Source organism: Mesorhizobium sp. WSM4848 (assembly GCF_055811375.1).
Genome location: NZ_JBVVPX010000007.1, coordinates 93,701 through 118,553, shown reverse-complemented (window position 1 = coordinate 118,553; position 24,853 = coordinate 93,701). Strand labels below are relative to the sequence as shown.

Genomic DNA, 24,853 nt, shown 5'->3' with positions numbered 1-24,853 from the left:
ATAGACCGCTCTTCAAGAAGATAGTCTACAACACTATTTTGCACCTGCCGCAGCACATAGCGCGCCGCGACACCGGTATTCTACCCTACTGAAAAAGTACTTTACAATCCTCGCCAAGAGGTATGTATATTATCGGTTTAAGAAATATCATTTTCCGAGGAGGGGTGCAATGTCGCAAGATCATTGCCGGAGAAATGGCTTGTTCTATCAAAGACGTATTGGCCGCTGTCTCGCGCTCTGCACGGTGGCGTTGTGCTCGATGCTGCCGATGGAACCGGCCCGGTCGCAAGAACTCATCACCTTCGAGGAGATCAGGAAAATTTCGCCGAGAGCAAAGCCGGAGCTCGTGCAGGCCATCATCGACGCCGAGGACGAGCTCGACGCGGCCGGCATCAACACGCGCCTCAGGATGGCGCATTTCCTGGCTCAGGTGATGACCGAGACTGGCGGCCTCGATCGTCTCGACGAGAATATGAACTACCGCTACCCGACGCTGCTGCGCGTGTTCTCGCGCCGCACGATCTCCGACGCCAAGGCGCGCGCGCTTGCCGGCAAGCCAAGAGAGATCGCCAATTGGGTCTATGGCGGCCGCGCCGTGGATCTCGGCAACCTCGGCAGGCATACCGAGGACGGCTGGAACTTTCGCGGCTCGGGCTATATCCAACTCACCGGGCGACGCAACTTCACCAGCCGCAGCAAGGAAATCAAGATCGATCTGGTGACCAATCCCGAAGTGGCGCGCCAGGCCAAGACCGGGCTCAAGGCGGCGATCGCCTTCTGGACGGCCAACAACATCAATGCCGCCGCCGACGACAACGATATCCGCCGCGTGCGTATCCGCGTCAACGGCAAGGCCGCGCACGGTCTGCCGCAGGCAAAAACTTGGTTCGTCTCCGCCTGGACGCTTGTTTTCAGGGTGAAAGCCGGGCCGGGCATCGAAATGTCGGGAGAAACGGAAGAGGCATTGCTGGCGGACGATACGCCCCTGTTCGACGAGATGCTGCAGGAGAGCGGACTGCTCTCGGAAGGATTCGAAGCCAGCGGCGATGCCGATCAGCAACGCGCCGAAGCCCTTAAGAGCTTTCAGGAAGAACTCGGGCTGCCGCCAAGCGGCGTGCTCGACGAGGCGACCAGATACGAGCTGCTCGACCCCCGCGAGTGGCGACACGCGGCCGACCCCGGCGAGGGGCAAGGGGAGGAGGCTCCGGGTCTTGATCCGGAGCAGACGGTGGCCTTTGCCGTCGGCGCCGAGACAGGCGAGGAGAACGTGCCGGCGCCGCTGGAGAAGTCGGACGGCACCGGAACCCCGCTCACCAACGGCAACCTGTCGCAGGCGGAAGAAACGGCGCTGGCCGACACACGCGCGATCTATGCCCAATACGAGATGGGCGCCGTCGCAGACCCGACCTTTTTCCAGCCGCATGCGGTGATCGGCAATGACGACCGGCGGCGCATCCAGAGCACCACGACCTTTCCGGAAAGGGCGATCGTGCAGATCGCCTTCGAGTCCCGCGCGGGATCGAAATACATCTGCAGCGGCGCCATGGTCTCGAAAGACACCGTGCTGACCGCGGCGCACTGCCTCCACAGCGGCACGATTTCCGGCAAGCCGTTCCGCAACTTCAAGATCATACCCGGCCGCAACGAGGGCGCCGGTCCGTTCGGCAGCTGCCTGGCGCGCCAAGCCTATGTGCTGGCCGGATGGACGACGGCGCTCAGCCAGACGGAAAGCCGCAACTACGATCTCGGCGCCATCAAGCTCGATTGCGAGATCGGCAATACCACCGGCTGGCTGGGCGTGCGCGTGCTCGCCGACGCCGACAAGGACGTCAAGTCGACGGTGCAGGGTTATGCCGGCGACCGCTCGCCGACCGGCGTGCAATGGGTCAGCGACGACCAGCTGCGCCTGCTGCAGAGCCTCAAGGGTTTTTACGACAACGACACCTATGGCGGCACCAGCGGCGCGCCGGTGTTCGTCACCGGAGCCCTCAACGTCGTCATCGGCGTGCACACCAACGGCGTCGTCGAGGCCGACGACTCGCCGTGGAACAAGCACAACGCCTTCACCCGCATCACGCCAGCCAGGCTGTCGGTGATCAACGACTGGATAACACGCCAATGACCATGATCGAGCGGCCACTCCATGCCCTGCTGGCGGCGGCGCTGCTGAGCGCCGCCCCGCAACCGGCCGGCTCGAGCCCGGCCGCTGAAAAGTCGATGGTCTTCATCGAATGCAGGATCGGCTCCGCACTGCCCTCGCAAGGCACTGGCGTCGTGGTGGACGAGAAGGGCTTCGTGCTGACCGCCAGGCATGTGCTTGGCGTGGGAAAACTGGAGGACCCCATTCCCGACGGCTTGGTCTGCAGGGGGTCAATCGGGGTTGCCAATGCGCCGACGCTCAACCTGATCATACAGCCGCCGAAAAATCCCGGCATCGACGTGGCACTGCTGCGCCTTTCCGACCCCGGTCCCCACGCGTTCACGCCATTCTGCAAGCTGGAAGACTGGATGGTGCGCCGCAAGGTCTTCGCGGCAGGCTTCCCCGGCAGGAGCCAGACGGGCGTGCCCTCGTTCCGCGAAGGCGTGCTGGCGACAACCGTCACCGATGGCAATGGCGTCATCGAATCCGATAGCCAGACCATCAACGGCATGAGCGGCGGACCGGTCTTTTCCAACAACCTTGCGGGGATCGTCGGCCTGGTGGTCGGCGCCCAATATCTGCCGGAGGGCGGGATCAGCTATTACGGCATCCTGTCCGCAGAGGGTGTCAGCGCCGCGGTCCCTGGGCTCACGCCGACGACGGTGGACTGCTACCATCGCGACCGCGAGGTGGAGCTGACCGACGCACAGCGTGTCTGGAGGACGGGAGACGCGGAAAAGAAGCTCGGCGTCAAGTCCGAGGACGGCTTCTGCTTCCTGGAGAGCGTCTGGGGCTTCTTCAATCACGCCCAGGACAAGGTCGGCGTGACGCTGAAGGACGGCGAATACATCATCGACGGCGACGAGCAAAACGCCAGCGAGATCGGAGCGTCGGCACGATGCCTGTGGTACGAGTGATATCTGCAGCAATGATCGGCGGCGCTTGCAAGATGCTGCGCCGGGCGCAGGTGCTGCTCGTGCTGCTCGCGTTCGTTGAACTGGCAGCGGCGCAGGATTCCCGCATCTGGAGCAAGGATGAGTGGCTCCAGGCACGCACTAAGGCCGCCTTCTTCCATGTCGTGGCGGAAGGCACGCTCGCCGGCGGAACGACAGAAAAGCGCAGTGGCAAGGCGTTTGCAGTCGGTCCAAATCTGCTGGTGACAGCGCAGCACGTTGTCGGCGACCAGACCGAATGGGAGAAAAATGAGCAGCAGGAACCGGCCGTCAGGCTGGCAGCGCCGCTCCTGAAGCGTGAGATAAGACTGAACAGGGCGAGCGGCGCGGAAGTGTCGCCTGCGCTGAGCAATCCAATCGTGCTGTCGGCCTCTACGATGAATGCGGCGGGCATCCTCGTCCCGGAGCTCGATCTGACGACGTACTTCAGCCTCGGCGTGAGCGAAATCGAGAAGGGGAGCCGCTATGCCGCGGTCATGGCGGCCGGCGATCCGCTCGCTCCAGCCGCGGTCGACGAACCGGTCGCCGTCGAGCTCACGGCATTGGGATACGAGCCCGCCAGTTTCGGTGGGCTCTACGTGTTCAAGGCGCAGGACACCGACGCGGTGACATGGAACGCCGGGCATGAGGGCTCGCCGATCCTGGATGCGGATGGCTCCGTGGTCGCCGTCGTGTCCGGCCTGATCAGCGGCAACCGCATCCTGGCGACGCCGACACGGACAGCCTCGCCCGGCGCGTCGGAACTGACCGCGTTTGCGATCTGGTCGGTCATGGTACCGCAAGACAAAGGTGAATATTTGGACCCGATAGCACTTCGATATGAGAGTATTTCGGACAGGCCTAATATACAATCGATCGAAGTGGAGTATGAGTTTTGGGGTGTCGAGAAGTACGGCAGGCCGCAGTCGAGGTTATTGAGCGGCAAGACGGACCAGATTCCGCACGGAGACGGATCGGAGGAACGGAATTTCCTTATTCCCCATATCATTGCCGAGGGAAAGCTGCTGGAGCAGCAGCTGAAGGCCAGCAATGAAGGAGGGTATATTCATTCGATACGCCTGTACATTTCGGCCAAGTTGGTTAGCGGCCAGGTGCTCAAGGGCAGGAAGGTTGTCATGAGAGAGATTCAATGGTGAAATTGCCCGGCGGGGCTGCTTGTGCTTCGCGCGAGCCGGTCCTTGCGTCCATGATCGGCCGCGCCTCAAGGATGCTGCGCGTGGCACTGGCGCCGCTGGTTCTACTCGCGCTCGTTCAACCGGCAGCCGCGCAGGACGACCGCATCTGGAGCAAGAAGGACTGGTTCACGGCGCGCACTAAGGCCGCCTTCTTCCATGTCGTGGCGGAAGGCACGCTCGCCGGCGGAACGACAGAAAAGCGCAGCGGCAAGGCCTTCGCGATCGGTCCAACCCTGCTGGTGACGGCGCAGCACATCGTCGGCGACCAGACCGAATGGAAGCTCAAGGAAGACCAGTCACTGCCCGTCAGGCTGGCGGCGCCGCTGCCGGATCGTACGATCAAGCTGAACAGGGCGAGCGACGAGGAAACCTTGCCGGCGCTGAACAGTCCGATCGTGCTGCCGGTGCCGCCCTACACGGTCGATGCCGCGGGCATCCTTGTCCCCAGGCTCGGTCTGACGACCTACTTCCGGCTCAGCATGTGCGCCATCAAGGACGGGGAGCATTATGCCGCGGTCCTGGCGGCCGGCGATCCGCTCGTTCCGGCCGCGGTCGACGAACCGGTCGCCGTCGAGCTCACGGCATGGGGATACGAGCCCGCCAGTTTCGGTGGGCTCTACGTGTTCAAGGCGCAGGACACCGACGCGGTGACATGGAACGCCGGGCATGAGGGCTCGCCGATCCTGGATGCGGATGGCTCCGTGGTCGCCGTCGTGTCCGGCCTGATCGACAACGACCGCATCCTGGCCACGCCGACACAGCCGATCTCGCCGGGTGCGGCAGCACTGCTCGCGCCGGCCGCGGATGCGGGCCAGCCGGCCGACGAAAGCCTGAAATGCTCGCTGGCGGAAACCGTCAAGAAAATCCACTCGGAGGTGGCGCAGCATGCGATCTGGTCGGTCATCGTGCCGCAGGACAGTGCCGGTCGCTATTTGGAAGCCGGTCAGATAGTGCTGCGCTATGAGAGCGTTTCCGACAAGCCGAACATCAAGTCGATCATGGTCGAATATGAATTCTGGGGTGTCGAGAAGGAAGGCAGGCTGGAGTCGCACCTGCAGCGCGGCAAGACGGACGAGATCCCGCATGGCGACGGATCCGGGGAACGGGATTTCGCCATTTCCAAAGGGATCATCAGCGAGGGCAATCTTTTGGCGACGCAGCTGAAGACGCAGGGTGAAAACGGCTTTATCCGCCTGATACGTCTCTACATCACGGCCACGCTGACGAATGGCGACGTGCTCAAGGGCAGGAAGGCCGCGCTCCGAGAGATTCCATGGCGATGAAACGGCCGTCGCGACGACCGCTCCTCATCCGCTTGCCGGCGGCGACCGTCGCTGCGGCCCTGCTTCTTGCGGGCATTGCGGGCGCGCGCGCCCAGGATGGGGCTCCCGACCCGTTCCGGACCCTCTATCTTGCCGCCCCGGCCGACCGGATTTTCCCGGGCGTCGCCAGAACAATCCTGGCGGTCGATCCCGAAGGCACGGAGCTCAGGCTGATCGACACCGGCGGCAGCGGCGAGGCGCGCGCGACGGTAACGCTGCCGGCACCCGTGCTTTCCGTCGCGCCTGTCGGCGAGCGGGGCAGCGTGCTGCCGATAGCCGTCCTGACGGCAGCGCCCGGCGGAACGACCATGATCGAGACGTTGGAGGTCACGGAAGGCGGGATCGCGCTACAACGTTCGGTCGCGACCGATCTCGGCCCAGCCGCCGAGCGACCGGCGATTGCCGGCTTCGTGCAAAACCCGTCGATCCATGTGGTTGCATGGAACCGCGGCGATGCGGAATACCGCACGATGGACGAAACCGGCAGCACTAATCTGATGATGTCAAAGGGCGGTTCGATCCACAGCCTGTTCGGCGTGAACAGCAAGGACTTTCTGCTCGCGCTCGACACACGCGACGAGGTGGCGTCGCTGCTGTTTGTCGAGGGCGGCTATCCCGAAGACACGATCCATATCGACGGCCTGGCATTCCGGGATGCCAATCATTTCGCCACCTTCGCGCCCAAAGCGCAGTACGGCGGAACCGGCGACGTCGTCATCGCCAATACCGGTGCCGGGGAGGAAGGCCAGGGCCTTCTGACGATCGTCTCGATTGCCCGGGAAACCAACCTGCCCAGGCTCGACAGGCCGATCCAGGCGTCGCTCGACGGTTTCGATCCCGAGCCGGGTCGCCGGCTGCTCCTGGCAGCCAGCCGCGACCTGTCATTCATCGTCGTGGGGTCGGCCGACAGCGATCAGCTGCTGTTCTACGGCCGCCTACACGCGGGGCTCGAAAGGCTCGGGACCGGCAAGCTGCCCGTTCCGGTCCGCGACATCGCGGTGATCGAGTCCGGCGATCGCGCCAGCTCCGAAAACTTCGTCTTTCTTAGCGCCGATGGCACAAAGCTGTTCGTGTTCCGGCAACTGGCCACGCTTCTCGAAGATGCCCCGGACGACAGCGACCCGGGTGTCAAGGTATTCACTAGCGTAAGGATGGGTCCCGACGACATCGCCCGGCTGCAGCGCGTGCTCGCCACGCTCGGCTACAACATCGGGGCCATCGACGGCATGCTCGGGCTGAAGACCCTGGCTGCGCTGCAGAAGTTCCAGCTAGACAGACGCCTCAAGCCCACCGGCGCCATCGACCAGCAAACGCTCGATGCGCTCAACGCGGCGGTGGGCGACATCAGGCGGGACAAGAACTACGATGAGATCGCCAAGGACTACAGCGCCTTCCTGGCGCAAAAGGTTCCAGGGGTGGACGCGGAGCGGCTGCTGACGCTCGGCGTTCCGCATGAAAATCCAAGCAGCTCCTGCTTCGGGCGCAACTCGTTGCCGCCCCGCGGCCTCTGGGAAAATTCCGTGCCGCTGGCGCGTGTGCTCGGCGAGCTCGAGCATCAACTGGGCCTGAAGGTCGAGATCGTGTCCGCGTATCGCAATGCGTCCTATGCGCTCTGCAACCGCGGCAGTCCCGCCTCGGTCCACACCCGCTTCCAGGCGCTGGATCTGAGGCTGGAAGATACCCACACCCCGGAAAAGAGCAACGACAGGCTGACCGCGGCACTGAAGCAGCTGCGCGACGCCGGCCTGTTCCGGGGCGCCATCTACCGGTCCGGCCGAACCGCGACGCATTTCGACACCGGCGGCAAGAATGCGGACGCGCCATTGCTGGATTAGCCGGGCGTGGCCGAGGCGCAGCGGCTCAGGGGAGGCTTACTTTTCGAAATAGTACACTTTCGCATCGCGCGGCATCGGGCGGGCCTGCACTCTGCTCTTGGCGCGGCCGGGGCCGACGTCGTCGTCAACTACGCGACCAACCGTGCGGCCCGGAGATCGAGGCGCTCGGCTGCGGGACCGATGGAACCATAAACGTCTTGATTTTTTCCGCTATTACGGCCTGAAAGCGGGTGTGAACTTCAGCCTTGGCTCACACGATGAGTGGTTGACATATGGTGCCCTCAATGTCCTTGCGCCGGAGCAAGTCCAAGAATGTCGAGAAATTCAGGGTCGATGGCGACGTCGGAGACCAGATCGCCGGGTTCTTTGATGGCGGCCAGATAGATCCGGCGTCTAGCGAGACTCCTGTTAGAGGGTGTGTCTTTTAGAGCCTATTGGTCGCGCTTCTTTGGCTTCGGCTGTGCCGGCCTTAGCCGGCCCTCGCCGACGGACCGCTGAACGTGTTCGCTTGAGAATCTTAGGGTTGGCGTCGGCGACCGAAGTCAGCCCCTCCGCTCCTGCGCGAACATCGACATTGCGAAGGCCCCCGATATCCAGCTTGGTGAGACGTTCGCTCTCCGTCACCGTTGTCATGAACTGTGAGACGCGCGCCAGTTCTTTATCGTCGTCGAAGCGCTCCGGCACGCCCTGGGTCATTTTTCGAGCACCGGCTTCTGGTCGGCGAGCAGCGCGATGGCACGGAGCTTTGCGTCTTCTGCCCAGACAGCGATCTTCCAAAACCGCATCGGGATGAGGGCGCCTTCGCGATAGGCGACGTCATAGTCATCATCGAACACTGGCCCCGCAAACACTGAATTCCGCTGGCGCATGGTGAAGGCGTTGCGCAGAATGTAAGTCTCGACGGCCCGCCAGCGCAGCTTCCCTTTCGCGCCCGGCCTGTTCTCCGGGCTGCCCTGGTTGAACAAGCCTAGCTGCGGCGCCGCGTTGGTATAGTAAAAGGTGTCAGCTTCGGCCACGAGCGCCTCAGTCTCCAATCCCCAGGCCGGATCGCCGCGCATGATGATATGTCCCTTCTGGAACATGCGCGCCGTGCGCTCGTTCATGGCTCGGGCATAGGCGCGCCGCTCCTCCGGCGTTGCGTCGGTTCCCGGAAAAACTGGCTTGGCAAAACCTGGCACCTCCTGGTTCTCATAGAATTCCACTGCCATCTGCTCGCCCGGCAACACGCGAGGATCAGGCGAAAAATCGTCACTGCGCTCCGCGCCGAGTGCCTCGATTCCGAGGTCCGTCAATGACGGATTGGGGTTGGTGGTCTTGTCTTCGCGATTGAAGGCCCACGACCCGATCCCCGTCGATGTTGCAGGCGGTGACGGCCGCAAGCCGGCGGTCGGCGTTCAAGATGATCGAAAAGTGATGGTATCTGAGTTCGTGGGGATCTTCGCCAGCGCGGGCATGCAGGTTCGTAGCCCGCATGTAGGAGACCGCTTCGAAACTCGGCAGAGGCACCTGAAATCCGGGAATGAAACCCGGCTCATATCCACCGCGATCTCTGAAATCGGCCCTCTCCCTCGGCGCCCGCTCGGCGCCGTTGTCTCGCAGCGGTGGTGCGATCGGCACTACGACAGCGGGAGGTACGGGTGGGCTGAGCAACGGCGCGCGAACGCTGATCTCGACCGGGAAGCTCCAAGTGAGTGATCCATCGGGGTTCAGCCTCGGTTAGCCAGTCGCGGGGGTCCCTTCGGCAGTGGCGGCGTTTGCCTTTGGCGAAACCGGGCCCCGCCGCGGTGCGGCATCCCAGATAGCAAGAACTTCCCCGACCGCTTGCGCAGGAGCCACTGGCATCTGGGGGATTCGTGCACGCAACGCGCGCACGATTGCGCTGACGCGGACACCCTCATTGATATCCTTGCGCAAGGGTCGACCTTGGGCGTCGGCAAACTCTTTACAAAGGTTGGGAATTATCGCCCCAGCGTACCGGCCGCAATTAACCGCGCTTATGAAAATTGGCTGTGAAGTTTGTCGGCGACCCATGGGTCTCCCAGATATCCAATCGCGCCATGCCGGTTGTCGGTGGAGTTGTCTACCTTTGAAAAATTCTCGACGGGAGGATCTACCGCGAAGTTCGTGCTATCGAGAGGATTGAGCGCTACGACGTCACGCTCATCAAAAGCGTTCCACCAGGACTTGACCGCCGCAGGGAAGCGAACGGGCTGCAGCGGCTCCCTCACCGCGCGTATACCCAGTGGCGATCCGATAGTCAGGAACAGGGGCACCTGTGTGTCCGCGGTGCTTCTGCCGGCTAGAACATTGTAGGCTACGATGGATCCCAGGGAGTGTCCGACAACCACGGTAGGCTCGTCCGTTATCGCCTCTGACACGATGGCGTTGATGGCCTCCCGGACGGGGTCCAGGTACAGATACAGATAGACATCGCGCGTAAGTGCTTCCAAACCGTCTCGGCTCATCCCGCTGCCGTGTTTGTCGATAGCTCTCAAGATCGCCTGGACCCATTCCCAGTTTTGCGGTCCCCGTTCCCTGGGGTTTATGCCATACTCGGCATCCACCTCTTTGTCGGTGATGCCTGCATTCTCCATTATCGCCTCGGCAATACGCGCCTGAAATATCAGGTAGTCGTTCTGCACATCATCACCACGTGAACGGATATCCGCTGTCAAAGGCAGTTTCGATTGGATGACAAAGTCATCGAGTTCCTTAGCGTAGAACGGGAACTCGATCTGGACATAATCCGGAAGACGCAAGCTCTTTTTGAGCAACACTTCCGCCAGGGCGGAAGACCACTGGGCTTTCAGTTCGGCTGGATCAAACGCTTTTTGCGATCGCCCGTGAATGAAGACCAGGCGCTTGGGTGGAGCCGCTAACGCAGCGCCGCCCGCAAATCCACTCACAGCCAGACAGCCAAGTTGCAACAGACGGCGACGATTGATCATGTTTGCGCTAGCCTCGATTAGCAATGAACCGCTTAAGCAGATCAACACCGTCGCTGCTGAACGTAGTCCACAGACCGGGACGCAGGTACGGCCGCAATCTTTGCAACGTGAAACTCTCCACTTCAAGGGGGCGCAAAAGCTCCCATCCCTGAGACAGCATGGGGCAAATAGGAGCCACCCCGAAACCGCCCGGGAAAAACCCGCGCCTCCCGCCCCTGGCCAACATCGCCACGTCAAAAAGCTCTACGCCGAGATCATCGCGCATCAATTCCGCCACTGACTCGGTCTGCTTTCGCTGGCCTGCCTCGAAGTAGGCATAGGCACAATAGATCCCGAGCGTGGGATCGATCGACTTAAGCACGCGGATATCGTCAGCCAAAAACTCCGACTCCCGCGCCCGGGTCAGCCGATCACCTTCAATTCGAAAATCCCCGAGACCCGCCGCGGTGGCGATGATCGCATGCATTTGCTTCAACCGCCCACGTTCAGCCTGATACTCCGGCCAGCGGCGGCTATTCTCGGACGGGACATAACTGATGCTGCTGATAACGCCGTCTCTCACAATCAGATTGGCGATAAAGCCATGCAGGGCCGCAATCACGCCGCAAGTACCATTGCTGAATCGAAGACCCACGGTAGCATGTTGCCCGGCACGAAATTCCAACCGGACCAGACTGTCCGCGAATACATCTGTGTAAGCATTATCGGAGAAGGCTTCGTGGATGTAAGCCCCGTCGACGGAGATGCCGGTCTGCGACTCAAAGCTCGCTGGCAAACTGACCGTAACATTGTCCCGCACCTCGGCGCCGAACTGGATCTTGCGGTCGAGATCCAAGACCAGCTCCAGAGGGGCAGGGACGCGGTCCGAGGTAAAGCTCGCGCCCGCCTCATTCAGCTGCCGGCTAATTAGGTCCTGCAGGTCAGCGGTTTCCGCGGTTACCGAGTCATCCTGGACCGAAGCGCCGAGAGCTCTGCCGATGAAAATATGGTCTTCGCAGTAGATCCTAGCGGAGGGCAGTTGTCTCAGCGTCAACCCGATTTTCTGGGCACGCTTCTTGACGTCGTTCTTCAGATATTTCGCCAGTTTCTTGTTGGGAACAACCTTGCGGCCATCCTCGAGTTGGACAACCATGCTGGCCTCTGGTGCCTGAAAGGCCGACAGCAGGCTCTCCGTAAATATACCCTGTCTTTTTGAGCTCTCGTCGACGGCTGCTTCAAATGCGGGCCGTCCCGGCTGGGCCGCAAAAAACTGATCAACCACCGACTCCTCGTCCGCGTCTATGTTGGGAAAAATCGGACTTCCTGTAATCGCACTAGCCTGGAACGTGGTCGGCACCGATCTGCAGGCGTCAGATATAAAGATGACGTTCGGGATGCGAGACAGCAACGCAAAATAATAGCTCTCGTAGACACTTATCGCATCGTTAGGAACGTAAGGAGCGTCTGACAGCATCCAGAACTCCTTGTTCGGCCCCGATAGAAATCCGTGGCCTGCGAAATAAAGAACCAGCATCTGGTATGTGCCGGCGCTGATGAAGCCGTCTACAGCCTTGAAGACGTCGCTGACGTTAACCTTGCCCGCGCTATCGTCGAGCAGCTTGACATTGAAGGACTCGCCGGCAAGCCAATCCGCCACCTTTTTGGCGCCGGCGGCAGCGGCGAGTGTGGGCATGTCCCTGACCTTGTCGACACCTATGACCACAGCGCCGTGTGTCGTCGAGGACGGTTGTGCAACCGCTCTCCTTGTCGCGAAGGCCGAGGCGAGAGCGCCTCCGAGAATTATAACATCCCTCCGCCTGAGACGCATGTCTCCCTTCCATTTTTATGAGACGACAACTTCTCTGATAGCAAGAGTACTACTTCTAGCAGCCGAATCAGTGCCAGTCGATACCAACCAAGGTCGGCAGCCTATTCTGTAAGTCGAGTTGGGTCTGCGTGCCGTGGCCCCTTCCAAAAAAGCAGCGCGACGACACTGCCGTTTGTGACATAGGCGACACTCCCGTTTGTGACATAGATGGCGCCAACGTCGTTGTGGCCGTGGTCGCGTCGTCGTTGATATGAGCGCCACTGTAGTGGTCAGGTTCGGGGGCGCGGTCGAACAGGTGCTGGCCGAGGAACTGGCGGCGGCTCCCTCGCTGAACTTGGCGCTTTCGACAGGTTCGTTAGTGACCCGCTTGACGCGATCGCGCGCGCTCAGCCGCGACTTCCAGAGCGGTCGCCGGCTATGTCCGCGTCCAGGCGGCGGCAAAGCTGACCTCAACGGCTGACATGAGGCGCATTGCTGACTGCATTCTCAAGAGCGAACTTTCGCTTTTCTGGTCAATGCGCGACATTTGATATGTCCGGCAATCGACCGTTTTCCGTACACGTTTTCAGCCGGTACTCGGCTGATCAAATTCCCTGCGCTAGATTGTCCGGAAAGTATGTCTGGATTTCTATGATGCGGATAATGCTTATCGCCTAGAATCTGCAGTCTGGCGCCTTTGCCTGCGCGGCCAGTTGTCGAGTGCCGTAGCGGCGCGTAGCGCCTGCATCGCCATCGGCCAAGCTTCAGCAACTCCGAGCTCGAAGGCAATCGCAAAAGCGCTCGCCGCGGAATCGGCACTGGCAGCTTCTGGCGTCCCAGAGGTTACGCCGCCAAATGGAAGGTAGGCACTTCTGGCAAACCACAACGCGCAGTTAGCTGCTCGATTCGAATGATAGAGGGCACGGTCGAGAGGGGTAAAATAGCCCTCAAGACCCCCGGCTTTCTTCCGGAGTATCTTCCGAATACGCTCAGCTCGACCACGGGCTTCCTCGAGCGTCGCAGAAGCCGCTAGGATCTTACCCAGGCGGTACTTGCCTTCACTGCGCAGGAGGACGCCAGCGATGTGAATGGCCTGCCAGGCGAAGAATTCATTTCGTGATTGCTGTGTCGCCGGATCGAAATGCCGATGAGAGCCGTGAGCCGCAGTATAAGTTCGTCGCGCGTCTCCTCTTTGGCACTATCGTTGATAACGCGAACGAATGCAGCGATGATGGGACAGACACCCACTGGCCGATCGGTGTGGGGTGCCCCCGACAGCCACGCGACCATCTCTATCGCGCAAGTCCCCTCATCTCTCGATGCATGGCTGCCTGCGCTTAGATGTAATCGCGTTCCGGTCGAGCTGACTGCATCGTCGACTGATTTGGACAAAAGCTGGTCCCCTATTTCCGGAAAGCGTTGTCAAGCCATGACAGGAGCATGCAAAGTATACCGTTCAGATACGCCCATCTGACCAAAGCCTTGAGCTGCTCCTCCAACCCGGCCTTGGAACGCAGGGTCACCCGAGGAATACCTTCCATCGGGGGCAACCCTGCGAACCTGATTTGGGCCGGGATGAAGCGATCGGTCAAACCTCCCCAGTCGGCATTTGGATCGAGTCCGAAGGATTCTATGGCATTGTCGATGACGGTAATTGCGAACTCCGCAATGTGACCCCGGTCGGTGAATTTCTTGATTTCGATCAACGATGGCTCATAGAACAAATTTCTCTCGGTCGAAAAGCACGAGCCCAGCTGATATGCGGTCGCTGCCCAGGCCGTGCCTTCTACAACACGCACCGTAGAGTTCGGAAGAAATGCGACCGGCTGCAGCTCTTCGCCAAGCGGGTTTTTCTCACTAATGAGCGTACCTCTGCCTTTGGCCCCGACTGGCAACTCGGTCCATGTCTGTTGCGCGAGTTGAATCCGTCGTTTTGCAGTGACTACCGCTCGTAGCGCCTTTACTGCGTCGTCGGCGAAGAATGCAAACGTTGGAAGTCGGACGAATTCATCCATTCTCTCGCGCTGCTGCCGATGAAGCACTTGATCGAGTTGATCGAACATCTCCCCAACGGCGCGTTCGCGTTGCTGTTGCTGCTTGTCGACGCCTTTGGGTGACATCACCGAACGAAACATCGTTTGACCGAACTGCACGTCGGCTTCGGCACCTAATGTTAACCGCAGAAAATATCTGAATGTGGAACCGGGGAAGAGAAGCGGCATCCTCTTCGAATTCCAAACCGTCCACATTTCATCGGATGATCCGACCGAGACTTCGAAGAACTTGAGGCTTGTCGCATCCATCAAGTCGACATCGGGCCGCTTGCGTTTTATTCCCCACACTGCGCGCATCCCCCAGATATTTCTAACGTGCACTATAGTGCGTCGCACTATAGTGCACAAAACGGCACGCATGCCAAATGGACATGCGTCAGCTCGTTGCGAAGAACGTGAAACGCTGCCGCATCGCGGCCGGCCTCACGCAGCACGAGGTAGCGGCGAAGATGGGCGTCGATCGCGCCTATGTCAGCGGGCTGGAAATGGGGAAGAGAAACCCGACGGTTATCACGCTCTGGCAGATCGCGGAGGCGATCGGTGTCAGGCCGGTCGATCTACTGGCGGAAGATGATTAGGCGTCGGCCTCAAGGCCAGGCGAGCTCATCAAGATGATATTCTCATAGGTCCAAGAGCGCCGCCTCAGCCTCTGCCGCTGCGTCCATCGCCTTCTCAAACAGTCGGAAGTAAGTTCGCCACCACATGCGCGCCGGCTTCTCCGGAAAGGCTGTGTAGGTACCGAGCGCACCACCTAGCCTTTTTCGTACTTTGTCCGACCGTCGAGCCGCTCGATCCCAAGTGCGTTCCTGCTGGCACCGGTAGGTCAGACGGTGGCAGGTGCCGGCACAGGAAGTAAGTTCCTTTCTTGTAGAGCTTGCCGACCCCGCGGCCGCATCGCCGGCCGTCAACCCCGGCGCGCACGAAGAGAGGCCCTGTCACTTTGGCGGATCGCGGCACGCTTTCAAGTCCGACGGAGTAGTCCACATCCAGAGGGCCAGCGCGGTACGTCAGTCGCAGTCGGCCCGGAAGGGCTTGAATGCTAACCTGGAGGGTGTTCTCGCTGGACATCCGCCAGCTGACGAAAATATGGCGCCCTGGGACGAGGCAGCCAGCCCGGCGGACCCAGTTCACATCAATCGAGGGATACCGCTCGACGGTGTCAGTGCTGAAGCCCGGTGGCCTCCTTACGTGCCAGACGTCCGCCCGGCGCCAGAGGTATTACGGCGAAAGCGAGCAGGCGATAGTGTGCGTGAGATCGCTCGCAACTATAACGTCAGCGCAAGCACGATCAGTCGCCTGAAGGTTTGCTAGCGCGGCACGGATATTAGGCAATCGCGTTAGGCTGCCCCTTAGGCATCGCGCGTTTATCGAGCACTTGCTCTCTGTCGGTCCGCACGTACCTTCAAATTTGAAAATGCCTTAGGAACACGGGGGCAACTGTTGTTCGGAATTTGACGAAATAATTCATCTTGGATTTCAGGGCTCAGCCATCGCTCCACATCATCAATAGACGTCTCAACAGCATCGGACAGATTTTGCGGCGCACCGTGCTCCCTTAAGAAATCAAGCACCAATGTTAGCTCGCCCACAGTAATCATCACACCTTTGGTCTCATCAATTTGCGTGGCCTCGAAGCGTTCGAATGGCTTAGTTGTGCTGACCAGCTGTTGGATAAAATCAGCTATATCTATTTCTCGGATTTTGCGCACTGGGTTGTTCCTTTTGCCGTAGCCGCATCTTCTTTCGCCACCTTTCAGGAGCAGGTTGGCAGGCGACTAGCGCCGTTCTTGATGCAAAAAAATGTTACAACGGATACCGTTAAGTAGCAAGCGAGAAGAGGCTAAAATTCCTATAATTTGCAATAAGTCGTGTTGAGCAATGCGCCACGTATACGCTTTGGGCCAAACATTAGGCGCCCCGGCTGAATCGTCATCTTATCAGCGTCGTCCAAAACAGGCTTGGCGACTGGGTGACACGCCGAGTAAGCCCTTGGGGCCGACATCGACTATGCGATGCTAATCAAGCAGTGCGGCGAGCCGGCAGGCAAGAAGACTCCAGAACGCCTATCGAGCGCCAGTCTTGGGCAGTGTTGCGGCCGAACAACTCGACATATACCGCCGTGGTGTACTAGCAGGCACCACCAAGTTTCGACACCACGCATGGTGCCCTACAAGTACCTTTGAATGGGCGGCCGTTTGGGAGCTTAATATGTGCGATGGCCGCGGGCGCGAATGTTCTAGCTCCAGAATTCGCGACACTATGTACGCTGGTTTGTACGTAAAAGAGCAACAGCCTTGGTTTGCCTATGTAAGCTCAGGGGCGATGTCGGAGGCTCGCTCCGCCTAACTGTCGGCTGAGGCTGGGATGCCAGGGCGTTAGCTGCGGGCATGTTGGAACCCTCGGATGGTACAATTATTGGACAGCGTATCACATTGCCGTTAAGAACTGATTGTTTTGTTACATTTTCTATGTCCGACCGCGTTCAAATTTGCGCCTTATAGGGGCGCACTTGTGCGGTTTTTGGTTAAAGCCCCGGAATTGTTTTTCTGCTAAATCGGCAGTTGTTCGAACTTTCACTCTTGCCTTTGGCTGGTGTCATCGGTCGGACTGCAACGGTAACAAGCACAGCCTCTGCCATGAGGCAGCACGGCGAAAATGCCAAGGAGGAGGCACCGCATGACTACCCTGACCGAAAAAACGCTGACCAGCCTAGCGAGTGAATTCCGCCTCTCTCCTGGCAAACATTCCTCTCCCGCCGAGGGCATGTGTGCCATGGAATTGGTGGCCTTCCTCGATGGTGGCCGTCACACGGATCAACCGCGGTGTACCTGCGAACTCGTCAGTGCTTTCGTGCGCAGCATCAACGACAACATGCCGGACGATGTCCGCCACAAGCTGCTGCCCTATCTGCCGCGTCTGATCGGCACCGTTTCCGAAAACCTCGAGCAGGAGCGGCATGAATACTTCGCCTGGCAGACAATCCGCGTTTTCGCACCGGCCGCACTCCGTGCCCAGGGCTATCGACGATTTGCACGGGTACTACAGAACGCAGAGACGTTGCGGAGCGCGCGAGCCATTGCGGACACCGTGCGGCGTGGGGTCGCCAGGAAGGAAACGGACGATACGCTCACACCCGCAGCGCTCGCGGTCCACCATGCTGGGCGTGCGGCGGGCGCCGCCATGTGGTTCGCCAATCATCAAGACGATTTCCTGAAGGGAGCAAGTTCGATCACGCCCTATTCGGCATGCGCGGAGGCGGCGGCGAGCGCAGCATTCCAAGCGCACCGGGCGGGCACGGCTGAGGTATGGGACAGGGCGCTTGACGTGCTCGCAGGCGTGCTGTCGATCGGTTCAACCGAAAGGGGATCGGCTATGGTTGCGGGGTCTGCAGTCGGCGCTCTTTGAGGGGTTATTCTCCGCATCACCATTCGGAACGCGGGTCGTCGAGAGGCAGCGCCTCGCCGTCGGGCTCTTCCTGCCACGATTGCAGCTCGTCGGGCTCGGGCGGCTGGCCCCGAGCGGCGCGCCGCTCGGAGAGGCGGCTGCGGGGCTCGTCAGGGTCTGGAGGCTCCGGACTAGCTGGAAGTGGCAAACGGTGGCGGGCGGGGCTACTAGGCGGCTCAGCGGGCCTGTCTATCGGGTTGGCGAGGCCGAGCTGCTTCGCAAGCTCCAAAGCTGCTTCGTGCTCGGCTGCGGTGAGGCGGTCGCACTCTCGCCGCTCGTCGGCGGCAAGGGCCAGCTGCCATTCGGTCTGACCCGCCGCGCGGAGCGCCCTTCCTTCAGCAAGCGCGTCTTTGAACTCGGGATAGGCCAGACGCCAGCGGCTCACTGTACGGTCTGTGCAGCCCAGCGCGTTGGCGAGCTCCGAGAGGCTAGCGCCCTGCAACGCAAGCTGCAACGCAGCTTCGCGTGGGTAGGTCGGTGGTCGGCCTAGGTTTCCCTTGGTAAACCAGCCCTTGCCGGTGGTGTTGACGGGCTTGCCCCTCGCGCGCGTAGGCGCGCGCGGATCCGCGCGAGGGCCAACGCCTTTAGGGGCTGTCATATACGTACCGACATAACGGTCAGTTTGCTGTGCTTGCGGTGACGATGGCTTGGGGTGCTTGGCCATCTTTCGCTAAGGCCTCGGGGTGCGGTTTTCAAGCAGCTCCACCACTTCGGCACATAAACGCTGGAGCTCGGCTCGCTGACGAGCTTCTGCAGGATCGGGGGACGTCTTGGGCGGGGCCTGGCGTCGTAGCATCTCCCGGACCTCGGCCCATAGCTGTTCTAATTCATCCTTTGGCGCGGTCATATTCAGCCCCCTTTTCTCAAGCTGCCCGTGGTGGTGGCCAAGGCCGTCGTGGTGGCGGTGACGGTGGCGGTGGTGGTGGTGGGTCGATGTGCTCGACGCGCGGCGGGGCTCGGCGTTTCGGCATACGATCGGACCACACGGTATATGATGCCGGCCAACCCCTGGGCTTGCTTTTTGGAAACACGACCGCGCTCGCGCATGACTTCGACCATCCGGCGTTCGAAGTGGGTCAGCAGGCGATCGCGCTCGGGGTGCCCCAGCCAGTCCAGCAGATCCGACGCGTAGAAATTCCCTTGCCAGGCTCTCGCGTTCCTGCAGCTGGCCAGGCTAATGACGTCAGCGACAGGTAATTCGCGGCGCCTCTCTTTCGTCCGCCCCCACGGCTTGTATCTTTTCTTCTTCGCGGGCGACCTGCCGGGTTTGGCGGGCGGTGTGCTGGGTGCAGCCGAGTGGCGTTTGAGCTCACCGTATTCGTCGGTGCTCCAACGCTTCAGAGCGCGGTACTCTGAACGGCTGACGACGTGAGCCCTGGCCGATGTGAACCGGAAAGCGTCGATGGCCGCTTTGCACTCTAGCTCTTCGAGTTCTTCGGGTGTCATTTAGGGGTCCTCTTAGGCTGTGGCACCATTTGCCTTTAGCGCACAAGTGTCGGTTGGTTCGCAGGGGGCGGCGCAGGGGCGTCGCGAGCGCGCTGCCCAGCTGCAGAGGGTTTGCAGGTGATGCAGGTGTCAGCAGGTATTTTTCCAACCATAAAAATATTGGTGTCAGGTGTGATAGTGGATATACCACTGACAAATCCATGCGTTTGCTTAGAACCATACCTGCTGATACCTGCATCACCTGCAGATTTAGCCGTCTTGCGGGCCTCGTTTGTCCCCTGCCCCTGCTGATAGCGTCTCATGCGGCACCCGGTTTGGTCAGGGACCACAGCTTCTGTACCGCGTGCTTGTCGTCGCCCTTCACGATCTTAAGACCATCTACGACGCGCCCACTCTGCTGCCCGAGCCACTTGCCCAGCCGTAGCGTGTCGATTTCCCCCCGGCCTGGGGCTGCTGCCGCTACCGCGATAAGCGCATCGCGCAATCCGGGATGCTTCAGCTTAAAACCGGCGAGGCCAGTGCCGCCAGTCTCCTTGCCTTCCGCCAGCGTTACCAGCCCGGCTGAGGTAAGCGGGTTGTCCACACCGGCGGCTCCAAACCATGCAGCGATGACCTGTCGAAGTCGGTTCTTTTCAGGGTCGTCGGCCCGCGCGGCATCCATTGTCTCGACAGGGTCGGCGCGGTCGAGCCACACAAGGGCCGAGCGGACCAGCTGTGACCAGTCCCCGAACGAGGCGAGCGCCGGCAGCGTACCTGGGCAGCCGGCCACGATGTAGGCGCGGACAATGGTAAGAGCCGCCGCGATGTAGAGGCCACGGTCGGCCAGGACCATTTCGAACGGGTCGGCCTTGAACTGCCGCAGCTCAGGCCGCTCCATATTAGGGTCTAGCGAGCACATGATCGATCGCCGCACGATATCGCCCACTATCTTGATATTGTTGCCGGTCGCGAACATGGTTGCACGGTTCTCGATGCGGACGTTTTTGGACTGCCCGAGCACCCTGGTTTCGAATACGGGCCTTTCCACAAACTGACACAGAGCGTCGCCGGACAGCTCGCCGTTCAGGTTGTCGATCGAAATCAACGCTTGCCCCTTCATGAGCGCGGCGCCTAGCCGTTTCTCCGTCTCTTCCTCGGTTCTGCCCGCCGCTATGACCGGGCAGCGCTGCCCGCTCGCTATCGCGGACGCGAGGTCGACGATGTAGCTCTTGCCCGAACCGGGCTCAGGGGCGCTGACCACGTGCAGCGGCGCGACTAGTAGCGCGCCACGCACCACCGGCGCGATTAGCCCCGACAGCGCCACCGACTGGCTGGCAGCGGTCCGGAACGGGAACTCCGACAGGAGCCTGTCGAGCGTGCCGAGCGCCGCGAGGGCTTCAGCGCGGCTCGGACGTTCTGGGATTGCAGGCATCGCCGGCGCGTCGATGAGAACCAGCCTTGTCACCGGATCGTAGCCCGGTTTCCTTAGGATGGTTCCGTCGGGCCTCAGTGTCGGCGTCGTAATCACACCGGCTGCACGCGGCAGCCGCCATTCGCCATCACGCGACAGGATCGTCGCGGCTACATCGCGCGGCGGGTCGGCCGGTACGAACTTCTTTGCGCGGGCGTCGTACTTTTCAAACTTCGCAACGCGGCTCAGGTGATCTCTCAGCGTGTCGATCGTGGCTTCTGTAAACCGCGCCACCTTGGTTTTGCGCCCCTTGGACGCGTCGACTTCATCGACTACGGGTCGTTTGATCGTCTCGCCGTGCACGTAGAGTGGCGCACCGGCATCGATCAGCGCCTTCTCGCCCTGTGTGGCGAGGTTGTGCAGCTCACCCGCCGTCACGCGGATGGTTTGGCGACCCTGCGGGCTGGGGAACACGGCTTTCAGCCTTTCGGCTACCTGCCGGCCCTTTTCCGTGGCAAAGAACGACGCCAATCGCACCACATTCTGCTCTATTCTAGCGACCCTGGCGCCCTCCGCGCGTTCACGCCAGCCCGGGACAGCGACGTCCGCGCGTTCACGCCACGACGGGTCGGCTTCGTCGGCCATGCGAAAGATCGTGCCGGCGCCGAGACTGTGCGGCGGCGACCTGCTGATAAGCTCCCAGCGCTCACCTGTGCTTCCCTTGCCATCCGATCCCCGGTAGCTGACCGGGTCTTTACTCGACCACGTGTCGAAGATCTCGAAACCCTCGTAGGAGCCCTCTGTGGCACGGTATATCGCCATCGCCACCTCGTTCCACGGTTCGTAACCCACGGGCACGGAAACCTTTTCGAGTGCGATCGCCAGCACCGCCGGTTCGGCGTGCGGGTCACTACCGGACTTGTGTTTGCCGGTGTCGCCACGCTGAAACGATAGGGTCAGACGAACCCAGCTTGCCGCTTCGAACAGATCGTCGAACGCACCGCAGAGTTCGTTTGGCCGCGCTGCCGGCACCACCGGCAGCTTGTCGGCAGAGGTGTCAGCTGGCGAGCGATCGCGCCACGAGTATTCGGCGGCCACCACCTTGCCGCCTTTGCCGTCGCTCTTGTGCGAATGGGTGCCGTGGACACCTACGTAGCGCGTCCGCTCACCGCCAAGTATTTCGAGCTGAGCTTTGTTCCGCTTCAGGAACGCGGATTTTTCCTCGGCTGGCATCGTGGCAAGCTCTTCCAGGTCCGTGCCCGGCGGCAGCCATATACGCGACCGCAGGGCGTCCAAGCCACCTTCAACGCGGGCCAGTATGGCGAACCTGTGGCCGACGCTGTTACGCTGCAGGAGGTTGTCGTTGATCTCCGGCGCGCGCTTCATGATCATGTCGAACACGAGATCGGCCATCGTTTCGTCGTTGACGTCGCTGTCGATGTTGATCTGCCCGTCGGTGAGGACCAGAGCTGTGCCGCCCCACTTGCGCAACCGCTCTAACTCCAGGATCATATCCGGTGTCAGGTCTGTTTCTTCTTTCTGCCATCCGTATTGCGGTGTCGACTTGTTGTGGATCGGCCTGATGAGGTAACCATTCTCATGCGCCGCGAGGCGAAACAGCGTCTCCCCGCTCATCTTGGTGGCCTTGCCTTCGACCGTCGTGGTGTCGAGAATGTTCATTGCTTTTTCCGTTTTCATCTTAGCGCCGCCTCCGTGATCTTCAGGCCGTGCTAATTCAGGCTCCGCGCCCAGGCCTCGCTGATTTCCCTATCGCTGAGGGCGTCCGGCGCATGCTTTGCAGACGCCGCTGCAAACGCCGACTGGACCGACCTTGACCGGGACTGCAACGACGACGGCGGCGGGCGACGCGCCCTCCCCAAACGTTGCCTCGCAAGTGAGGCAGAGCGGCGCCTTCGGGCTGGCGGCGGACCCCCTGCATCTGCCCAGGTAGCCGACAACGGCGTCCAGTAGGGTGTGGGCTTCGGCGTCGCCTAGTAGCGCACGCGTGGCGACAAGCGGCATCGTCTCGCGATGCACAACGTGCAGCGCCCCCTGGAAAGGACCGCCAGGAAATAAGCGTCCGGAGCTGTCGAATTCCTCGAGCGCTCTCCGATGCGCGGCCTGTAGTTGACGTCGCGCGGTCATGGCGTCACCTCGTGAAGCTGCTGACGCATCTCGTTACGCCTGGCGTACACATCCAAGCGGTTGATTGCCGCCAGGAGCAGTAAGCACACGAGGATGCGAGCGGCCCGCCGTAAAGCCGGTGTCGATGGATGTGGGATTTTGAACATGGGGCTGGCCTTGGGTTAGGCCGCCGCGAGCGCTGGACTTCGGATAGTTTTAGGTATATTTTCCTATGGCGTCTCGCTAAAAAACGCCGCTACCCTAAAGCCCCGTTGCGCCCTGCAGCGGGGGTTTTTCTTTTTACGCGGCTCTGCCGTTGCGCGCTGCTTCACGCTCGCGGACCCATGCAGCTTCTGCCTCGGCGGAGATCCGAACCAGCTTGCCGGCGAGGTACTCGCGAGGTCCGATACCGGCGTCCCTGAAATTATAGTATGAAGATCGGCTGATCTTCTGGCGCTTGCAAAAGCCGTCGATGCTCGGGTCGCGCGGGATAAGAAATTCGACTTCGGTGTTCATGTGAAGTGCATCCTTCGTTCTGGTTCGGTTGGATAGTGATCTACTCAACCCTGACGATGCACTAACCTGCCTTAGAGGATTTCGGGTCCCTTCACATTTCCGTTATAGGATTAGTTTCCTAACGTGAGCCCATCCGCAAAACCTTGCCGCCGCTTTCTGGCGCCGGCATCAACGGGACGATTGCCGCCCGCGCCATCTCCTCCAGGCCGCTCGTGATCCACTTGGCGTAGTGCTTCTCGATCATGGCAACCGAGGTGTCGTGGGCCGCCGCTACCAGTCTGATCGGCAGATTTTGCCGGATGCCGCGCACGATGGACGAATGCCGCAGCGCGTAGGCGATCACATCAGGCATCTGCGCGCGTTCGCGGATCGCCTTCCAAGGCTTGGCTATGTCGCTCGAGGTCTGCCACGGCCCGCGCCCGTCGCGCACCCAGCGGATGGTTCCGGGCACCTGTTTATGTTGCCATCGCTCCAGCAGGGGGGCGTCACCGGCCCGACCCGTCACCACCGGGCGCAAAGCGTCGACCACAGCCGGCTCTACCGGGATCGTGATCGAGCCGCCCTTGCCCCTGCCCTTGCGGCTACTTGGGACCAGTAATCGCGCCTCGGCCAACTGGCAGTCGCGCACTTTCACCCGTGTGATCTGCGAGAACCTAGCGCCCGTGGCGTTCAGCACCACCACTAGCCGGAAGAGGTCACCATCCCAACCGAGCTCGGCATCGATTTCGCGGGCCGCCCTGAGCAGCGAGCCGATCTGGCCGTCCGTCAGAATCTGGTTTTCGCGTGCCTGCGGAACGGCATCGTCGTCGTCGACGTCGCTTTTTAGCCCGTCGCCGACGACCAGCGTCGAGCTCAGTTGCTTTCTCTGGCTGTGGAGCGCGGCCTTGAGGTCGTTGACCAGCCGCTGCTTTGTCGTCTCCTTCAGCGCGGGCGGAAGGCTGGCGCGCCACGAAGACAGATGGTCATCGGTCAGCGCGGCCATTGCGACGCCCGCCAGCGGCGAGGCGGGGACCTCTTCATGCTTGCCGCGCTTGCCCTGCCCCAGGACGTATCGATGCAGCCGGCGGCTTGCGTCTGACCGCACCATGCGCCCCCTGCGGCGACTATCGCGTGCGTCGCGGGCCGCTATGTACGCTTCGACTGCCTCACGGACAGTTGGCAGCGCCTCGGGTGCCGGCTCGGTTGCCGTGTTCTGCTTGGACTGAAATGCCCGAGCCGCGTCCTGTGCCTGCCAGAAATCGAGGGTGCTCTTACCGTCGGCGTCCTGCATGTCGTCGGCGATGCCGATTTTCTGGACGCGATAGCAATCCTTCTTGTCCTCTTGCTCTCCCTCGGCCTTACCCAGATAGAACCGGGCGACCCACACCCCGCCGGTCTTTCCCTTCCGATAACCGACGTGCAGGCGCGGTCCGATGCTCTTGTAGTATGGCTTGCCCCGCGCCTTCAATTTCTCCCGCGCCGTCCTGGTTTCAAGATGCGCGTCCCGTACTCGCTTGGCCATTGCCATGATCCTTGTCCAACGAATTGTCCAATATATCAGGGTGGACGGGGTTGGACAAGCACAGGCGATGTTGCACAAAAGTCAAGCATTTCCCGGTTTTCGCTGTTTCAAGTTGGACACCTTTGGACTGATTATAAGCCCTTTGAAGGCGTGAATCGTGGTTCGAGTCCATGAGCGGGAACCAGCAGCTCCCAATCGGGGCAACCAATCGGTCTTGGT

At 61.1% G+C, this 24,853-nt stretch carries 18 protein-coding genes and 1 riboswitch; of the genes, 7 read left to right on the top strand and 11 right to left on the bottom strand.

Annotated features, from left to right (window positions below; all coding sequences use genetic code 11):
* Positions 1-199 precede the first annotated feature (199 nt).
* The 5 genes from AC0L16_RS09700 to AC0L16_RS09680 are packed head-to-tail and all read left to right on the top strand — an operon-like array spanning position 200 to position 7,425.
* Entirely contained in the window at positions 200-2,122 is a 1,923-nt protein-coding gene (locus AC0L16_RS09700; protein WP_473620436.1) for a trypsin-like serine protease, read from the top strand.
* The gene (locus AC0L16_RS09695) at positions 2,119-3,057 is read left to right on the top strand and encodes a S1 family peptidase (protein WP_473620434.1); all 939 of its coding nucleotides are present in this window, start codon (positions 2,119-2,121) and stop codon (positions 3,055-3,057) included. The genes AC0L16_RS09700 and AC0L16_RS09695 overlap by 4 nt, the downstream gene beginning before the upstream one ends.
* A gap of 11 nt (positions 3,058-3,068) precedes the next feature.
* Positions 3,069-4,229 (top strand): trypsin-like peptidase domain-containing protein, encoded by a 1,161-nt coding sequence (locus AC0L16_RS09690; RefSeq protein WP_473620433.1) that lies wholly within the window; start codon positions 3,069-3,071, stop codon positions 4,227-4,229.
* Complete coding sequence (locus AC0L16_RS09685) at positions 4,223-5,551, top strand: hypothetical protein (protein WP_473620432.1); 1,329 nt, start codon at positions 4,223-4,225, stop codon at positions 5,549-5,551. The genes AC0L16_RS09690 and AC0L16_RS09685 overlap by 7 nt, the downstream gene beginning before the upstream one ends.
* Positions 5,542-7,425, top strand: coding sequence for a peptidoglycan-binding protein (locus AC0L16_RS09680; RefSeq protein ID WP_473620430.1), 1,884 nt, complete (start codon positions 5,542-5,544; stop codon positions 7,423-7,425). The genes AC0L16_RS09685 and AC0L16_RS09680 overlap by 10 nt, the downstream gene beginning before the upstream one ends.
* Positions 7,426-7,833: 408 nt before the next feature.
* Here AC0L16_RS09680 and AC0L16_RS09675 read toward each other — a convergent pair whose 3' ends face one another.
* From AC0L16_RS09675 to AC0L16_RS09655, 5 genes are all read right to left on the bottom strand, one after another.
* Positions 7,834-8,121, bottom strand: coding sequence for a hypothetical protein (locus AC0L16_RS09675; protein WP_473620428.1), 288 nt, complete (start codon positions 8,119-8,121; stop codon positions 7,834-7,836).
* A complete protein-coding gene (locus AC0L16_RS09670) occupies positions 8,118-8,717 on the bottom strand; it encodes a DNA/RNA non-specific endonuclease (RefSeq protein WP_473620427.1) in 600 nt (199 codons plus the stop codon). The genes AC0L16_RS09675 and AC0L16_RS09670 overlap by 4 nt, the downstream gene beginning before the upstream one ends.
* 702 nt (positions 8,718-9,419) lie before the next feature.
* Complete coding sequence (locus tag AC0L16_RS09665; protein ID WP_473620425.1) at positions 9,420-10,373, bottom strand: PGAP1-like alpha/beta domain-containing protein; 954 nt, start codon at positions 10,371-10,373, stop codon at positions 9,420-9,422.
* A 7-nt stretch (positions 10,374-10,380) separates the two neighbouring features.
* A complete protein-coding gene (locus AC0L16_RS09660; protein ID WP_473620423.1) occupies positions 10,381-12,180 on the bottom strand; it encodes a caspase family protein in 1,800 nt (599 codons plus the stop codon).
* A gap of 1,382 nt (positions 12,181-13,562) precedes the next feature.
* On the bottom strand, positions 13,563-14,501 hold the full coding sequence (locus AC0L16_RS09655; RefSeq protein WP_473620421.1) for a hypothetical protein: 939 nt from the start codon (positions 14,499-14,501) through the stop codon (positions 13,563-13,565).
* A 77-nt stretch (positions 14,502-14,578) separates the two neighbouring features.
* Here AC0L16_RS09655 and AC0L16_RS09650 point away from each other — a divergent pair, with 77 nt between their 5' ends.
* Complete coding sequence (locus AC0L16_RS09650) at positions 14,579-14,791, top strand: helix-turn-helix domain-containing protein (protein ID WP_473620419.1); 213 nt, start codon at positions 14,579-14,581, stop codon at positions 14,789-14,791.
* Between the two features lie 786 nt (positions 14,792-15,577).
* Here AC0L16_RS09650 and AC0L16_RS09645 read toward each other — a convergent pair.
* The gene (locus tag AC0L16_RS09645; RefSeq protein ID WP_473620418.1) at positions 15,578-15,922 is read right to left on the bottom strand and encodes a hypothetical protein; all 345 of its coding nucleotides are present in this window, start codon (positions 15,920-15,922) and stop codon (positions 15,578-15,580) included.
* A riboswitch (SAM-I-IV-variant riboswitch) is annotated at positions 15,922-16,012 on the bottom strand. (Overlaps the previous gene by 1 nt.)
* A gap of 877 nt (positions 16,013-16,889) precedes the next feature.
* Between AC0L16_RS09645 and AC0L16_RS09640 the strand changes: the two genes are divergently transcribed.
* Positions 16,890-17,618 carry a hypothetical protein gene (locus tag AC0L16_RS09640; protein ID WP_473620416.1) on the top strand — a complete coding sequence of 243 codons (729 nt, stop codon included), beginning with the start codon at positions 16,890-16,892 and terminating at the stop codon, positions 17,616-17,618.
* Between the two features lie 16 nt (positions 17,619-17,634).
* Here AC0L16_RS09640 and AC0L16_RS09635 read toward each other — a convergent pair whose 3' ends face one another.
* The 5 genes from AC0L16_RS09635 to AC0L16_RS09615 all read right to left on the bottom strand — a co-directional run bounded on the left by AC0L16_RS09635 (position 17,635) and on the right by AC0L16_RS09615 (position 24,640).
* Complete coding sequence (locus AC0L16_RS09635) at positions 17,635-18,255, bottom strand: helix-turn-helix domain-containing protein (RefSeq protein WP_473620414.1); 621 nt, start codon at positions 18,253-18,255, stop codon at positions 17,635-17,637.
* 251 nt (positions 18,256-18,506) lie between these two features.
* Positions 18,507-19,103, bottom strand: coding sequence for a hypothetical protein (locus tag AC0L16_RS09630; protein WP_473620413.1), 597 nt, complete (start codon positions 19,101-19,103; stop codon positions 18,507-18,509).
* 298 nt (positions 19,104-19,401) lie between these two features.
* Positions 19,402-22,173 carry a PriCT-2 domain-containing protein gene (locus AC0L16_RS09625; RefSeq protein ID WP_473620411.1) on the bottom strand — a complete coding sequence of 924 codons (2,772 nt, stop codon included), beginning with the start codon at positions 22,171-22,173 and terminating at the stop codon, positions 19,402-19,404.
* Between the two features lie 744 nt (positions 22,174-22,917).
* Positions 22,918-23,133, bottom strand: coding sequence for a hypothetical protein (locus AC0L16_RS09620; RefSeq protein WP_473620410.1), 216 nt, complete (start codon positions 23,131-23,133; stop codon positions 22,918-22,920).
* A 118-nt stretch (positions 23,134-23,251) separates the two neighbouring features.
* Complete coding sequence (locus AC0L16_RS09615; RefSeq protein ID WP_473620408.1) at positions 23,252-24,640, bottom strand: tyrosine-type recombinase/integrase; 1,389 nt, start codon at positions 24,638-24,640, stop codon at positions 23,252-23,254.
* Between the last annotated feature and the right edge of the window lie 213 nt (positions 24,641-24,853).